Source organism: Mesorhizobium sp. M1E.F.Ca.ET.041.01.1.1 (genome assembly GCF_003997355.1).
Taxonomy (GTDB): Bacteria; Pseudomonadota; Alphaproteobacteria; order Rhizobiales; family Rhizobiaceae; genus Mesorhizobium.
On sequence record NZ_RZSL01000016.1, the window covers coordinates 1 to 14,014 of the forward strand.

Here is a 14,014-nt window from a genome sequence, read left to right on the forward strand (position 1 = left end):
GTCCCTGCCCCGTGAAGTAACGGCCGCCGCTACCGGCGAGGAAGACGGCAAGTTCGGCCACCTCCTCCGGCTTGCCGAAGCGCGCCAGCGGGATCGCGAGCTCTTTTTTCCGCCACTCAGCGCTCATATTCGCGGCGCCGAGCATTTCGGTGTCGATCGGGCCGGGGCAGATCGCGTTGACTAGGATACGAGGTGCGAATTCCTTCGCCCAAGAACGCACCAGGCCGAGAACCCCGTGCTTGGACGCGACATAGGGCGAGAAAGTCTCGCGGCCGTAATAGGCCATGTCCGAGGCGATCATGATCACGCGGGCGGGCGCCTGCTCGCCGCCTTCCATCAGGGCGATGGCCGTCTTGCCGACGAGGAAGCTGCCGCGCAGGTTGACGGTGATCACACGATCGAAGTCCGCGACGGGCGTATCGAGAAGCGGCGCTTCGTGGATGATGCCGGCGCAATGGACCAGCAGATCGAGCCCGCCGAACGCGGTTTTGACGGCCTCGCCCATGACCGCCACGGCATTGGCGTCAGACACGTCGCAAGCAAGGTCCAGAACCTCGACCGCACCCCTTTGCCTGGCCGCCTCGGCGGTATTCTCCGGCGAGCGGATGTCGGCCAGCGCCAAACGCGCTCCGGCCCTCGCGAAAGCGCAAGCGCAGGCCGAACCGATGCCTCTGTGCGCCCCCGTCACCAGAACCCGTGCGCTCATGCCATGACCTCTCCGCGGTCGAGCATCAGCGCCTGGCCGGTCATGTCCCTGGCGCCGTCTGAAGCAAGGAACAAGTAGGGCGCGGCCAGATCCTCAGGCTCCAGCAGGCCAGGCAGGACCTGTGCGCCGACGATCTCGGCCAGCAGATCGTCCTCGCCGCGGCCGGTGCGCAGCGACATGTTCTTCAGCGACAGCATGGCCGCCTCGGTGCGGACCCAGCCGGGACAGACGGCATTGACGCGGATACCCTTCGGCCCGAGTTCCTTGGCGATTACCCGCGTAAAGCCAAGATTGGCGTGCTTGGAAGCGATATAAGCGGCGAATTCCGGGACAGCCACACGGCTCCAGATCGAGGCGGTGACGATGATGCGCCCGCCCTCGCCCATATACGGCACGGCATGGCGAGTAATGTAGAACGTGCCGTTGGTGTTGATGTCGGTGATGCGCCGGAAAGTCTCCTCGACGCCGCCGTCCGGATCGAGCAACGGCGTGATCCGCTCCAGGCCGGCATTGTTCACCAGCACGTCGATTTGTCCGAGATCGGCCAGCGCGGATTTCACTGCGGCCGCGTTAGTGATGTCGCATTCGATCGCCCGCACCGGACGACCGGCTTCCGCCGCGATCTCGCGCGCGGCGTCATGGATGCCCTTGCCTGAGGACAGCACCGTCACGTCGGCGCCAGCCAGCGCGAACGCTTCCGCTACAGCCTGCCCGATGCCACGGCTGGCGCCCGTCACTAGCACGCTCTCGCCGGAGAAATCGTAGCGGACGCGGCCCATCGATCAACCCTTCCTGGCGTGCATGACCCGGCCGATGATGTTCATCAGAATTTGCGCGGCGAGGATCGATGTCGAGCCGGAATGATCGTAGTCGGGGGCCACCTCCACGAGGTCGATGCCGACGATGCTGCCGCGCTTGGCCAGCGCCGCCAGGATCTCCAGAACCTCGTAGTAGATGAAGCCGCCATGGGAGGGCGTGCCGGTTCCGGGCGCGATGGACGGATCGAAACCGTCGATGTCGATGGTGACGTAATAGCGCGCGCCGGCGGGAATGCGGTCGACAACCGCGTCGATCCCCAACGTACGGATCTGGCGCACCGAGAGGATGTCGGAGCCCATTTTGCGGGCATCCTGGTAACCTTCCTTCGCCGTTGAGGAGACGTTGCGGATGCCGAGCTGCGAAAGGCCGCTGACATAGCGCTTCTCCGCCGCGCGCCGCATCGGATTGCCGTGCCCGTAACGCACGCCGTGCCGCTCGTCGACGAAGTCGAGATGCGCGTCGATCTGGACGATCTGGATCGGACCGTTTTTCGCGCAATCGTCCGAGAAGGCATTGATGCACGGGATATTGACGGAGTGGTCGCCACCCAGGACGACCGGCAGCGCGCCGGCCGCGAGAATCTTGCGCACCGCGAATTCGATGTTCGCGTGGCTCTTCATCGTATCGGTGTGGACGATATCGGCATCGCCGATGTCGACGATCCTGACCTCGTCGGCCGGCAGATACGTCACGTCGTCCTCATGGTCGTAGGCGCCGCCATGGCCGAAGGAAAACAGCGTGGAGGCTTCGCGGATCGCCCGCGGTCCGAAACGGGTTCCGGCGCGCCATTGCGTGCCGCAGTCGAACGGCGCCCCGACGACGGCAACGTCGGCGTCGATCGCCTCCCAGTCGGGCTGGTAGGGATATTTTCCGAACGTGCAGATGCCGACGAACGGCAGGTTCAGTCGTCCGGAATCGTAGGAATTGCTCGACATGCCTACCCCTTCTCTCGTGGCGAAGGAGTAGGTCCGACAATGCTACTTCGATAAATTCCTATGATTGGATGTTTAGTTGTGCATTATTCGATGTATGCGCAACCGATCCCGCCAGCGCGTGCTTAATCTGTCACTCGGCGATGTCGAGTTGCGGCTGCTGCGCGTGTTCGCGGCGATCGTTCACCACAACGGTTTTTCCGCCGCGCAGACCGCCCTCGGCATGACGCAGCAGACGATCTCGACCCATATGCGCCATCTCGAGGAAAGACTGGGGTTACGGCTCTGCGAGAGGGGCCGCAGTGGCTTCCTGCTCACGGAGGAAGGACGGCAAGTCCATGCCGCGACGCTCGATCTGCTCGGATCGATCGAGCAGTTCCAGGGCCGGCTGGGCGAGGCGCAGGGAGAACTGTCCGGCAACCTCAAATTTGGCACGGTGGATGCGATGATGACCAATCGCGCTCTCAACCTTCAGGGCGCGCTTGGCGAATTCCATAGGCTGGCGCCGCGCATCCGCTTGGAAATCGACGTCGCCGCGCCACAGGTGCTTTACCAGGGTTTGCTCGACGGCGCTTATCAGATCGTTCTCATGCCATGGATGAGCAGCCTTCCCTCCCATTTCCGGTCACAGACGATCTTTTCTGAGGTGCAGAAGCTCTATTGTGCCAAAGGCCACCCGCTGTTCGACATACCTGACGCGCGGATCACGGATGCGCATCTGAAAGCACAGCCATTCGCCGGACGCACATACATGACCGACGAGACGATCTGCGGCGTCACTTTTTCCTGGTCGGCCGCCACACCGCACATGGAGGGTACGCTGCTCCTCCTGCTGTCGGGCGTCTATATCGGCTTCCTGCCGGATCACTATGCGGAAGAGTCGGTGCGCAAGGGTCATCTGCGCGTGCTTGCGCCGGAGCGCATGTGCTTCGAGGACCCCTTTCACATTGCCTACCCGCGCGAGCGCCCCTCACGCGCAGCAGAAACGCTGGCGCGAGCGATTGTCGCTGGCGTTGAGGCTTCGGGATAAGCTTGGCCGCGAACCACAACACGCTTTGGTCCTCGGGAGCCTGCCATGGATCAATAAAATCAAAGCGATGCAAAGAGGTTCGCCATGTAGATCTGGCTAACCGAGCGAAGAAATTCGCTCTAAGTCATTGATAAATAACGATAATGGTGAGCCCGGAGGGTCATTATTTTCTATACAAAAACAATATGTTAGCGGCTGTTCGCCAATCCATTTCCTTCGTATTCTCTCGTATGGTCTGGCGAACCTAAAGATCAAGAAAGGGACTAGAATCCGACGCTGGCAAAGGGCGATGTCGTCATTCTCGACAATGTCGCAGCCCACAAGAGTCCGGCCGCCGAGGCAGCCGTCCGGGCAAGAGGCGCATGGCTGCTCTTCCTGCGACCCTACAGCCCCGATCTCAACCCGATCGAAATGGCCTTCGCCAAGCTCAAGGCGTTGAGAGAACCAGTATGGTCGACAGCCAAACCTGGGGGAAGAACATCCGATGTACCGGCTGGCATCTGAACCAACGGCATCCGGTCGATGGGGAGCTTCTCGCCGTCGCGCTGGCGATGGAGAAGGAATCTGCCGACAGATATGCGGATTTGGCCAGGCGCATGCGCGGCGCCGGTCGGCGAGAACTAGCCGACGTGTTCGATCGTCTTGTGCGCGAGGAGACTGGCCATACCGACATGGTCTCCGGCTGGTCGCGTCAGGTCACCCATAAACCGCCCGAAATTCGGCCGGCCGATGCCGTGCCGCAGGACGGTTTCGACGAGGAAGGCATCTGGCTCGTCTCCCCCGAATTGGTTGACGCCTATCGCTCCCTGGCCATCGCCGTCCGCAATGAGGAGCGCGCCTTCGCATTCTGGTCCTATGTAGCAGCCCACGGGGCGTCGCCGGAAATCCGGGAAGCCGCCGAACGGATGGCACGCGCGGAACTGGAGCACGCAAAGACGCTGCGGCGAGAGCGCCGGAAAGCCTTTTTCAAAGATCGGCATCTGGGGCCGGCAATCCAGAAGCCCTACGATCTGTCCAGTCTGGAGATGGAGGTCTGCATGCGCCTTGAGGGATATGCCGACATGAAAGGGAACAAGAATACATACCGGGATCTTGCCCTCGAAGCCCGCAAGGTCTCTCTCGATCTCGCATCGGATCCTCTTCAGAGCCGCGCGCCTGTCGGGCGGCCGCCACCCCGATCCTTGGATGCGCTCTGCGAGGGGCTGGCCGACTACTACATCGGCGCGGGCGAACACCTGCTTTCGCAGCCGCTCGGGACAGGGCGCAGGCGCTTGCCACCATCGCTGTCAAGCGCCTTGCCGTCGTCCGCGATCTTGTAACGAGATAGGTGGAAACCCAGCCCCCCGCTCGACACGCCACCGTTCAGGGGAGCGGGGACCGCCACGAATGCGCTACTTAAGTTCGAAAGACGGTTATGGCCATACCGGATCGCGCAGCGGCTCGATCGTGACGCGCGCTCCGGGACGCCAGACTCCAGCGCCCGTCGCGCGGCATCTCGTAGCAACGCGACCATTCCGATGCCTGCGTTCGCAGTCGGGAGCCCGTACGGATCAGTCCGGCCAAATGCCTGGCGATGTCGGGGCACCGTCATCATATTTTGACAGCCATTCCACGATCTTGGGCCGATTGCTGATGAAGCCCTTGTAGGTCGCCAGTTCCGCCGGCAGGTCGCGGATGACGCGATGGAAGCGCCTCGCCCATTTCGGCACCGTCACCAGTTCGTCGAGCTTGATGAGGTAGCAGCGGATAGGAAACACCAGGGCATTCGAGCGAGGAAGACGGAAGAAGGTCTGGAGCTCGACGCGCAAATGCATCATTTGCCCCACGTTCTCCAGCCTCAGGTCTTTCTTCATCACGCCCCATTTGTGATAGTTCTCGGGGCTTGTGTCGAGCAGAGGATTGACTGTCATCGTCCAGTTTAGACGGCGCGCCGGCGAACCCTGCTGCACGTTCAGGAGGAACTTCAACGCCCGCTGGAAGATACCCATCTCGTGCGCTTTCGGCACCGGGGCGTGCCACTCGAAGAAGTTCATGCCGATGTCGAAATCAAGGCTCCAGTCGGCCTGTGTGGTCACCATGCCGGCGTCCATCCACAGGTTATCGTCGCGTTGGTCAAGTACCGCAAAGTCGCCCTGGGTCTGCCGCGTAATGTACTCCATCGGGCCATAGGGCAATGTGGTCTCATCGAGGAAGGTGAATTTCTGCTCGATGCCCAGCGGGCGGTTGATCCAGTGCCATTTGGCGCCGTCGCGGTGCAGCTCGAAAAGCTCGGGATACTCTTCTGCTTTCGAGGTCATGATCAGCTCGAGCAGATCCCAACCGGCCAGGGTCATGTGCGGCAGCGACTGGCAACGCAACGGATCTTCGGCAAGGACGCGGGCACGATCGCGCATCTCGGAGACGTAGTGCTCATCGACGTCGAACGTCCGCTCGAAAACGCTGCCCGGACGGTATGACTTATGCGGCTCCAGGTTCACCGAGTACATGTAGCTGTCCTCGGGAAACGGGAAGGGGAAGCGCTTGACCGCCTCCGGCGAGTTGCGGAAGGTGAAGTCGTCGTAGAACGTTTCTTCCTTGAAGATAATAGTCATCGCAGCGTCCTCCTCGCTAGAGCGGTTCATCGTTTTGCGCAATTCCGGACGGAAAACCGTTTCACACTTTTCCTGGAATTGCTCTATCGATCCAACACCAGCGCTTTGCCTTCGAAGCGTGATACACAAGGCATGATCTTGGTGCCGCTGGCACATTGCGCCGGTGTCAGCCAATGGTCCTTGTGGATGAACGTTCCTTCATATTCGAGAACGTCCGTCTCGCACTGGCCACAAGCACCGCCGCGGCAGAGATATGGCGCCTCGACGCCGGCTGCTTCGATCGACTCAAGCAGGCTTTGATGTTCGCCGACATGGATCATCTTGTTCGACCGCGCCAGCACCACCTCGAAGGGCTTGCCTGAGGCAGGAGCAAGGAATTCTTCGTGATGCACCGCCTCGCGCGGCCACCCGAGCGCCGTCGCGGTCTTGCGCACCCAGGCGATCATGCCCTTGGGCCCGCAAACATAGACATGGGTGCCGAGGGGCTGCCCGTCGAGCAAGGCCGGCAGGTCGATCAGTTCGCCCCTGTCGTCATGGTAAAGGTGCACACGCGAGCGATAGTTGGCCACAAGCTCGTCGGTGTAGGAGCCAAGGGATGCCGTCCGAATAGAGTAGTGCAGTTCGAAGTTGCCATTCATGGCGGCAAGTTGCTTGATCTGCGCCAGGAACGGCGTGATGCCGATGCCTCCGGCAAGCAACAGGTGCTTTCGCGCCCGCAAATCCAGCGCGAAGAGATTGATCGGGTTGGAGATGACCATTTCCATCCCCGGCCTCACCTGCCGGTGCATGAACAATGAACCGCCTCTTCCATTGTCATCGCGGCGGATCGAGATCGAATAGCCCTCCCTGTCGGCGGGATCGCTCATGATCGAGTAGGGATTGCGACGCACGCGATCGTGGTCGTTCATCTCCACGACCGTGTGCGCACCGCCCGAGAAAGTAGGCATCGGACCGCAATCACGGCGCACGAACTTGAATCGTGTGACAAGCTCGTTGACCGGCGTGACCTCGGCCACTTTGACGGGTATCTTTGCAGCTCCTGCGCTCATCTGAACCGCTCCACCGATTCGGGAATGTTGCCGGGATCTTCCGCGTCCACGCGCACGCCCTGGAAGGCCGCTATGCGGCGGGAGTAGTGATCGCGCACGAACAGATGCAGCCCGCAATGAGCGCATTGGAAAGGATCGTGCGTCACGTCCTCAGTGATACCCTTGCAATGCACGCACTGCACGCGGCGCACAGTGGAGCCGCGGTGCTCCGTCTGGATCGCGGAATGCGGGATACCCACCTGCGTGGCCTCGAGCATCGCTCGTCCGATCAGCCCCTCGGTCCCTGCCAGATAGACTTGGAGGCCCATATGCGCCGCCGCCAGGACCCTCCTTAGCCGGGGAAGCGCGGCCTCGTAGCTGGGGCCGACATAGAGTTGGGCGGGGGCTAGTTGCTCCAGCCTGGCGACGAACTTGTCCCCCGTCGTTTTGGGAATGTATATGATGTGGGCCCTGGCGAAAAAATCGGAGGGCGCGGAGGCGGCCAAATCGAGGATCGCCTCGGCACCTTCGGCGTCGGCGACCATCAAATGCAGCCGCCCCGGCCGTATCTCCAGCTCGCCATAGACGGGGCGGCTTGGAATCGAGCCTTCTAACACTGACTTTGACCCTCGGCTCCGTTTTGGTTGGTTTGCAGGTTTGAACCCTGCTTGCGATATCTCACCGCGACCTATCCCCTGGCGGTGCGGCGCTTCTTTTCCGCATCAAAGAATGGCATTGAGTGGGCGACGCAGGGGATTTCACCGCTCGAATTCCGAACGGTCATCTTCACGCCGTCGACCGCGCAGTCGACCGGCATGCGGGCAATGCCGATGTTGTGCTTGTTGAGGCTGGAGTACATGCCGATCGTCACCACGCCGACCTTCTTGCCATCCTTGAGCAAGGGCGCGCCCTCTTCGGCCGGCGTCGTGCCTTCGAGCTTGACGCCATAGATCTTGAAGCGCTCCTTGCCCTTCAGCCGATAATGCTCCTCGGCGCCGCGGAAGCCCACCTTGCCGGGCGAGACGGTGAAGTCGAGCCCGAGCTCCCACAGCGTGTCGCCAGGACCTTCGTTCTCGAACGGATACTTCTCCGAATTGTCGTAAGGGAAGAACAGCAAGTAGCTTTCGGCCCTCAGCAGATCGAGCGTCGTGAACCGGCAAGGGATGATGCCCATGCCCGCGCCCTCCTCCAGGATCCGGTCCCAGATCGCAGGAGCATCCTGGCCGCGGCAGAAGATTTCATAGCCTCGCTCGCCGGTGTAGCCAGTGCGCGAGATCGTCACCGGCAGACCAAAAAGCGAGGTGTGCATATGGCTAAAATAGTTGAGGTTCCGGATACCTTCCACATGCTTGTTCAGGTAGTCGACGGCGAGCGGCCCCTGCAGCGAAAGGTCGTGGAGATTGTCATCAAAGCGGATGGCAACGTCGCGCCCGGTAGCCGCCATCGTGAGCTGTTCATGGGCGCCGCCCGAGCCGTGCACGACCATCCAGCTGTTCGGCCCCATGCGATAGATCACGCAGTCGTCGATGAACTTGCCGGCGTCGTTCAGCATGGTCGCGTATACTGAGCGGCCGGGCATGATCTTCTCGGCGTTGCGGGTCGTGGCGCGGTCGATGATGTGGCTGGCCGCGGGGCCGTTCAAATGCACCTTCTTCAAGCCGGAAACGTCCATGAGGCCGGCCTTGGTGCGGATCGCCAGATATTCGCGCTCCGGGTCGCCCGAATACTGCCAGGCGGTGCCCATGCCGCTCCAGTCTTCGAGCTTCGAACCAAGCGCGCGATGGCGATCGGCGAGCGTGGAGAATCTCCAGGAATTGGTCATTGCATTCCCCTTTTTTATACCAATTATTGAACCAGTTTGTGGGAAATGGTTGTTGAAATCAATACTCCTGTTAAAATTTTTTGCCTTAGGGCGAAAATGACTGATCAAGCACCCAGGCAGGCAAGAGCGAAAGGCCAACAGAAATGGACAGCAGGACACGTGCGCAAAACGCCAAATTGGCAATCGCGATCAGCTGACCGCCAAAAGGCCGCGGTCATCGGCAGCGGCTTGCGTGGCCAACCAGAACCATCGCAAATGGACGCGAACTTTCGGATGTCGAAAGGAACGTCGTTGATGTCATCGAAACACGAGGCTGCCTTGGCACTCATTGCGGATCATTCAATCACTGCCACGGTTCGTGTCGTGGTGGACACGCTGTTGGCGCGAATAACCTCTCAGCAATACACCACCGACGAACGACTGCCCTCGGAACGAACGTTGGCCGGTGAACTTGGCGTCGCCCGGAACACGGTTCGCGAAGCCCTGGACATACTTGAGAAACATGGCTTCATTCGCCGGCGTGCCGGGAGCGGCAGCTTCGTGAAGGGTCAGGCAGTCCTCGATGACGCGACAGGAGGTGTTGCCGCCGAGACGAGCCCGCTCGACCTCTTGGTGATGCGCGGAATCATCGAACCCGACATGATGCGGCTCGCCATCATCAACATGTCGCCGCGCGCCATTGAAGGACTGAGCGAGACCTTGTCGGCCATGGAAGGGGTTCAAACCGACGCGGCGGAGTTCGCCCGGCTCGAGGATGAATTCCACCGTCAGGTAGCTCGCGGCGCGGGAAATCCGCTGCTAACGTCATGCTACGATCTGTTGATCCAGGCTCGCCGCCAGAGCTTCCGCGCCGCGCTCAACCGGCGGCATCTGACACCCAGGCGGATACAGGACTACCAGCGCCGTTACAACACGCTGCTCAACGCGATCATCGCCCGGGATATCGAGAGTGCGGTTGAATTCACCAAGCTGCTGCTGATTGAGGAACAAAAGCTGCTTCTGCAGGAAGATTGAGCCTCGGCCAATCCGATTCGGGGTCAGTCCGATCCGACGGCGATGCTGAGCTCTCCGGAGACACTGGAATGGCGCTGATCCCACATCAGCCCAAGCGCGCGCATTTCGTCGCGCAACCGGGCGCCGTGCCTCTGCAGCCAAGCCGGAACCGACCCAAAGGCTACAATACGTGCTTGGCCATTCGTAATGCGTACGACGGGCCAGTCGCCGATCAGGGCGTTGTCATTCCCGAACAGATCCGAGCCCGCCCATTTCGCTATCCCGAACGCATGTTCGCCGAGCCCGCCATGCTTCATCGCTGCTAGAACCGAGACAGGCGCTGCCGTTCCAGCTTTCTCGACCGCTGCATGCCAGAGATCGAGCGTGGCAACGTATTCCCAGGAAACCGCGCTCCAGCTGTCCGGGAAACGCCGATTGTACTCCGCGTAGAACTCGGCTGGGCGATTGAAGAAGAAGGCCTTGTCGCGGAGCTCTGGATCGTCGAAGTCCGGGAACTGGAACAGAAAGCCCTCCATGAAATCGATCGATGTCCGGTCGACCAGCCGCCGATAATAGTCGGCGGTACAAGAAATGATCTGCCCCCGAAATCCCGACCGGAAAGCAGCCTCGGTCAGCGCGTGAACCATTGGCTCATAGCTCGTGCACCAACACAAAATGTCGGGACTGCCAGCCAGCATTGCACGCAGAATTTCGTCGGCGTTCGTGGCCTCCGGCGCGTAGCGGATCTCGCCCACCGACGCGATCCTCTCGGCCGCAAAGGCGGCGCGATAGGTAGCCAGCGAAGGCAGGCCCAGCGCATCCGTCTGGCTGCACATCGCCACGCGGCGCAGGTCGGGGCGGTTACGTGCAAGCCATTCGACGGCTGTGACGTTGTAGAGGGGATGGATCTCGCTGGGCGCGATCAGGTACGGTGTGTCGGGCGAAAGATCGCTCGGCAGCAGCGTCGAGGTCAGAATCTTGCGCGACATGAGATAGTCCTGGATCGGACGGAACGTGTCGCCTCCGTGCATCATCAGCAGCCCTACCCCATGATCCTGCACGAGGCGCCGAGCCCCTTCCGCCGCCCGATCGGGAACATAGCCGCAGTCCTCGGCCAACAGTTGGACGTTGTGCCGCGTCCCGCCGATGAGCATTCCGCCGGTGCGATTAATCCAATCCACCCAGATGCGGCAGCCGTTCAACCCTGGTAGCCCCCAAGAGCGAACAGGCCCGCTGAGCGGCCCAAGAAAGCCTACTTTGACCACACGTTGTGCACCGACGCCAAGCCGTTTGACCTGGGCGTTCACTGCAAGTCGTTGCACTAGGCTGCTGGCGTTCATGATGCGCTCCCTACCGACCGTCCGTCCATAAACCGAGGCCAATCCCGGCGCAAATTGATTTTCCTTCCATGAATATTAGTTGACAAGCTAGCCGTTTCGATCATAACTGGTTTGAACCAAAAGAACCAATCTATCAAAAACCGGTTCAGACCAATGGGAGAATCATAATGAAGAAACGCATTGCCGTTATCGGTGCTGGTCCGTCCGGCTTGGCTCAGCTGCGCGCCTTCGCGTCCGCGGCACAGAAAGGCGCAGAGATTCCCGAGATAGTCTGCTTCGAAAAGCAGAAGGATTGGGGAGGGTTGTGGAACTACACCTGGCGCACGGGTCTGGACGAATTTGGCGAACCCGTTCACGGCTCGATGTATCGCTATCTCTGGACTAACGGCCCCAAGGAAGGTCTGGAATTCGCCGACTACTCCTTCGAGGAGCATTTTGGCAAACAGATCGCGTCCTATCCGCCCAGGGCCGTGCTGTTCGACTACATTGAAGGGCGCGTGAAGAAGGCCGGTGTCCGCCCGTGGATCCGATTTTCCACCGTTGTCAGGTATGTGACCTGGAGCCCGGAGACCCGCAAGTTCACCGTGCGTGTGCACGATCTTCCCAAGGATCGATCCTACTCGGAAGAGTTCGACCACGTCGTCGTCGCGTCGGGCCATTTTTCGACACCGAACGTTCCCGAATTCCCCGGCTTTGACACATTCAACGGTCGCATTCTCCATGCGCACGACTTCCGCGACGCACGCGAGTTTATCGGTCAGGACATACTGATTGTCGGAACCAGCTACTCAGCCGAGGATATCGGTTCGCAGTGCTGGAAGTACGGTTGCAAGTCGGTCACGGTCAGCCATCGCACCGAGCCGATGGGCTTCAAGTGGCCGCCCAACTGGAAAGAGGTGCCGCTGCTGACCAAGGTCGAGGGTAACATCGCAACCTTCAAGGACGGCTCGACCGCGACCGTGAACGCGATCATCCTCTGTACCGGCTACAAGCACCATTTCCCGTTCATGCCCGACGATTTGCGACTGCGCACTGCGAACAGGCTGGCCACGGCTGACCTCTACAAAGGCGTGGTCTACGTCCACAATCCGGCGCTGTTTTATCTCGGCATGCAGGACCAGTGGTACACCTTCAATATGTTCGATGCGCAGGCATGGTGGGTGCGTGACGCAATCCTCGGCAGGATCAAGGTGCCTGCCTCGAAGAACGAACTGATCGCCGATGTCGAAAAGCGGGTCGCGGCCGAAGACGCTGGGGAGGATAGCTATGACGCCATCCGCTACCAGGGCGACTACGTCAAGGAATTGATCGCCGAGACCGACTATCCAAGTTTTGACGTTGACGGCGCCAACGAAGCTTTCTTCCAATGGAAGAAGCACAAGATCAAGGACATCATGGGGTTCCGGGACAATAGCTACAAGTCCGTGATGACCAGTTCCATGGCGCCGAAGCATCACACGCCGTGGAAAGACGCGCTGGACGATACGATGCAGAGCTATCTGCGCAACTGAACTTACGTTGCGCAGCGACTTGTCCGGAGCCCCGCTGACGGTCACTTCCGTGCCGTGTTCAGTGAGGTTCCGGGCAGAGGAGAAGAACACCCGCTCCGTTGTTCGCCAAGAAGAGAATGGCAGCTGATGAGGAGGGAGCCGGCATGCTGACTGCTCAGACCGCACACAGGTCGTTTAGTTTCTACCTCTTACCCAACTTCTCGCTTCAAGCTTTCTCTTGCGCAGTGGAAGTATTGCGGTTGGCCAATGAGGCGATCGGCAGGAACGTCTACAGCTGGCAAGTCATATCGGAGGACGGGCAACCGACAATGTCGAGTTGCCGAATGACCGTCGGCATCGACTCCTCGTTGAGAACTGAACGCGAGAGGACCCAAAAGTCAAACTTCACGTCAGCCGCCGTGATTTGCGGCGGCAGCGCCGTCCCGCGCCCAAACAGGCAACTCGATGCCTGGCTAAGGGAATGCCGCATGCGTCGCATTCCCCTCATTTGCATCGGCAGCGGCACCATCGTCGTTGCGCGGGCCGGACTGGCGGACGGGCGCCGGTGCGCCGTTCACTGGGAACAGCTTCCGCTCTTTTGCGAGCAGTTTCCGGGCATAGAGTCCACTCAGACGGCCTTTGAACATGATGGAGATCTGCATACCTGCTCGGGTGGGGATGCATCTTTCGACATGTTTCTCCACCTGGTTGAACGTGACCATGGTTCAGCCATCGTCAATCGCATCTGCGAAAAAGCCATCGCTTACCGAATGCGTTCGGCGGGAGAGCGACAGCGCCTGCCCCTTCATTCTCGCGTCAAGCTCAACCACAAGGCAGTGATGAAGGTCATTGGCCTGATGGAGGCAAGCTTGGATGATCCTATGCCGGTCGACGATCTTGTGGCGTTAAGCGGAATATCGCGACGGCAGATGGAAAGGCTTTTCGACAGAGAGTTGGGACGCTCTCCGAACCGATACTACATGGAACTGCGCCTAGAGCGCGCGCAGTTGCTTCTTGTGAGCACAAACTTGCCGGTCGTGGAGGTTGCCGTGGCTTGCGGTTTTATCTCGCCGTCGCACTTTTCCAAAGTCTATCGCGAAGCCTACGGATGCGCTCCGCATCAGACACGATTGGCTGCCCGTGCGGACGGGCGTGTCGATCTGATGGATCCGGCGCTGCTGGGATTGGACTGCACCGAAGTACCCCAACACAGGTTGTCGATGACGGCGTAGCCGACGAAGCAGCTGAGGCCAGCCTCAGTGA

At 60.5% G+C, this 14,014-nt stretch carries 13 protein-coding genes and 1 pseudogene; 6 read left to right on the forward strand and 8 right to left on the reverse strand.

Features of this window, described 5'->3' with window-relative positions; translation table 11 throughout:
- From EOA38_RS03265 to speB, 3 genes are all read right to left on the reverse strand, one after another.
- Nucleotides 1–706, reverse strand: a 706-nt coding sequence (locus EOA38_RS03265) for an SDR family oxidoreductase (protein ID WP_145965915.1), incomplete at its 3' end; no start/stop codon positions are given.
- Nucleotides 703–1,485 carry an SDR family oxidoreductase gene (locus EOA38_RS03270; protein ID WP_127298432.1) on the reverse strand — a complete coding sequence of 261 codons (783 nt, stop codon included), beginning with the start codon at nucleotides 1,483–1,485 and terminating at the stop codon, nucleotides 703–705. The genes EOA38_RS03270 and EOA38_RS03265, both read right to left, overlap by 4 nt.
- A gap of 3 nt (nucleotides 1,486–1,488) precedes the next feature.
- Nucleotides 1,489–2,460, reverse strand: coding sequence for an agmatinase (speB, locus tag EOA38_RS03275; RefSeq protein ID WP_127298433.1), 972 nt, complete (start codon nucleotides 2,458–2,460; stop codon nucleotides 1,489–1,491).
- 148 nt (nucleotides 2,461–2,608) lie between these two features.
- Between speB and EOA38_RS03280 the strand changes: the two genes are divergently transcribed.
- From EOA38_RS03280 to EOA38_RS03290, 3 genes and pseudogenes are all read left to right on the forward strand, one after another.
- Entirely contained in the window at nucleotides 2,609–3,487 is an 879-nt protein-coding gene (locus EOA38_RS03280; RefSeq protein WP_245480745.1) for a LysR family transcriptional regulator, read from the forward strand.
- A gap of 270 nt (nucleotides 3,488–3,757) precedes the next feature.
- Nucleotides 3,758–3,991 (forward strand): annotated as a pseudogene (locus EOA38_RS03285) (transposase); the annotation flags it as partial.
- Entirely contained in the window at nucleotides 3,937–4,806 is an 870-nt protein-coding gene (locus EOA38_RS03290) for a ferritin family protein (RefSeq protein ID WP_189434427.1), read from the forward strand. The pseudogene EOA38_RS03285 and the gene EOA38_RS03290, both read left to right, overlap by 55 nt.
- A gap of 231 nt (nucleotides 4,807–5,037) precedes the next feature.
- On the opposite strand, the gene EOA38_RS03295 is transcribed toward EOA38_RS03290, so the two are convergent.
- From EOA38_RS03295 to EOA38_RS03310, 4 genes are all read right to left on the reverse strand, one after another.
- A complete protein-coding gene (locus EOA38_RS03295) occupies nucleotides 5,038–6,078 on the reverse strand; it encodes a DUF3445 domain-containing protein (protein ID WP_127298444.1) in 1,041 nt (346 codons plus the stop codon).
- Nucleotides 6,079–6,161: 83 nt separating this feature from the next.
- On the reverse strand, nucleotides 6,162–7,127 hold the full coding sequence (locus EOA38_RS03300; RefSeq protein WP_127298436.1) for a PDR/VanB family oxidoreductase: 966 nt from the start codon (nucleotides 7,125–7,127) through the stop codon (nucleotides 6,162–6,164).
- Nucleotides 7,124–7,723 carry a dimethylamine monooxygenase subunit DmmA family protein gene (locus EOA38_RS03305; RefSeq protein ID WP_126089967.1) on the reverse strand — a complete coding sequence of 200 codons (600 nt, stop codon included), beginning with the start codon at nucleotides 7,721–7,723 and terminating at the stop codon, nucleotides 7,124–7,126. The genes EOA38_RS03300 and EOA38_RS03305 overlap by 4 nt, the downstream gene beginning before the upstream one ends.
- A 71-nt stretch (nucleotides 7,724–7,794) precedes the next feature.
- Nucleotides 7,795–8,928: an aminomethyltransferase family protein gene (locus tag EOA38_RS03310; RefSeq protein WP_127298437.1), complete on the reverse strand. Its 1,134-nt coding sequence runs from the start codon at nucleotides 8,926–8,928 to the stop codon at nucleotides 7,795–7,797.
- A gap of 318 nt (nucleotides 8,929–9,246) precedes the next feature.
- On the opposite strand from EOA38_RS03310, the gene EOA38_RS03315 reads away from it, so the two are divergent.
- Nucleotides 9,247–9,942: an FCD domain-containing protein gene (locus tag EOA38_RS03315; protein ID WP_210212947.1), complete on the forward strand. Its 696-nt coding sequence runs from the start codon at nucleotides 9,247–9,249 to the stop codon at nucleotides 9,940–9,942.
- Between the two features lie 23 nt (nucleotides 9,943–9,965).
- Here EOA38_RS03315 and EOA38_RS03320 read toward each other — a convergent pair whose 3' ends face one another.
- On the reverse strand, nucleotides 9,966–11,261 hold the full coding sequence (locus EOA38_RS03320; RefSeq protein WP_127298438.1) for an ABC transporter substrate-binding protein: 1,296 nt from the start codon (nucleotides 11,259–11,261) through the stop codon (nucleotides 9,966–9,968).
- Between the two features lie 167 nt (nucleotides 11,262–11,428).
- Here EOA38_RS03320 and EOA38_RS03325 point away from each other — a divergent pair, with 167 nt between their 5' ends.
- The gene (locus EOA38_RS03325) at nucleotides 11,429–12,772 is read left to right on the forward strand and encodes an NAD(P)/FAD-dependent oxidoreductase (protein ID WP_189434432.1); all 1,344 of its coding nucleotides are present in this window, start codon (nucleotides 11,429–11,431) and stop codon (nucleotides 12,770–12,772) included.
- A gap of 143 nt (nucleotides 12,773–12,915) precedes the next feature.
- Nucleotides 12,916–13,983: a GlxA family transcriptional regulator gene (locus tag EOA38_RS03330; RefSeq protein ID WP_189350337.1), complete on the forward strand. Its 1,068-nt coding sequence runs from the start codon at nucleotides 12,916–12,918 to the stop codon at nucleotides 13,981–13,983.
- Nucleotides 13,984–14,014 lie beyond the last annotated feature (31 nt).

What these genes read in the sequence shown, in the direction of transcription:
- EOA38_RS03290 (WP_189434427.1), top strand. Translation starts at nt 3,937, where the DNA reads ATGGTCGACAGCCAAACCTGGGGGAAGAACATCCGATGTACCGGCTGG.
- EOA38_RS03325 (WP_189434432.1), top strand. Translation starts at nt 11,429, where the DNA reads ATGAAGAAACGCATTGCCGTTATCGGTGCTGGTCCGTCCGGCTTGGCT.
- EOA38_RS03330 (WP_189350337.1), top strand. Translation starts at nt 12,916, where the DNA reads ATGCTGACTGCTCAGACCGCACACAGGTCGTTTAGTTTCTACCTCTTA.
- EOA38_RS03295 (WP_127298444.1), bottom strand. Translation starts at nt 6,078, where the DNA reads ATGACTATTATCTTCAAGGAAGAAACGTTCTACGACGACTTCACCTTC.
- EOA38_RS03270 (WP_127298432.1), bottom strand. Translation starts at nt 1,485, where the DNA reads ATGGGCCGCGTCCGCTACGATTTCTCCGGCGAGAGCGTGCTAGTGACG.
- EOA38_RS03320 (WP_127298438.1), bottom strand. Translation starts at nt 11,261, where the DNA reads ATGAACGCCAGCAGCCTAGTGCAACGACTTGCAGTGAACGCCCAGGTC.
- EOA38_RS03310 (WP_127298437.1), bottom strand. Translation starts at nt 8,928, where the DNA reads ATGACCAATTCCTGGAGATTCTCCACGCTCGCCGATCGCCATCGCGCG.
- speB (WP_127298433.1), bottom strand. Translation starts at nt 2,460, where the DNA reads ATGTCGAGCAATTCCTACGATTCCGGACGACTGAACCTGCCGTTCGTC.
- EOA38_RS03300 (WP_127298436.1), bottom strand. Translation starts at nt 7,127, where the DNA reads ATGAGCGCAGGAGCTGCAAAGATACCCGTCAAAGTGGCCGAGGTCACG.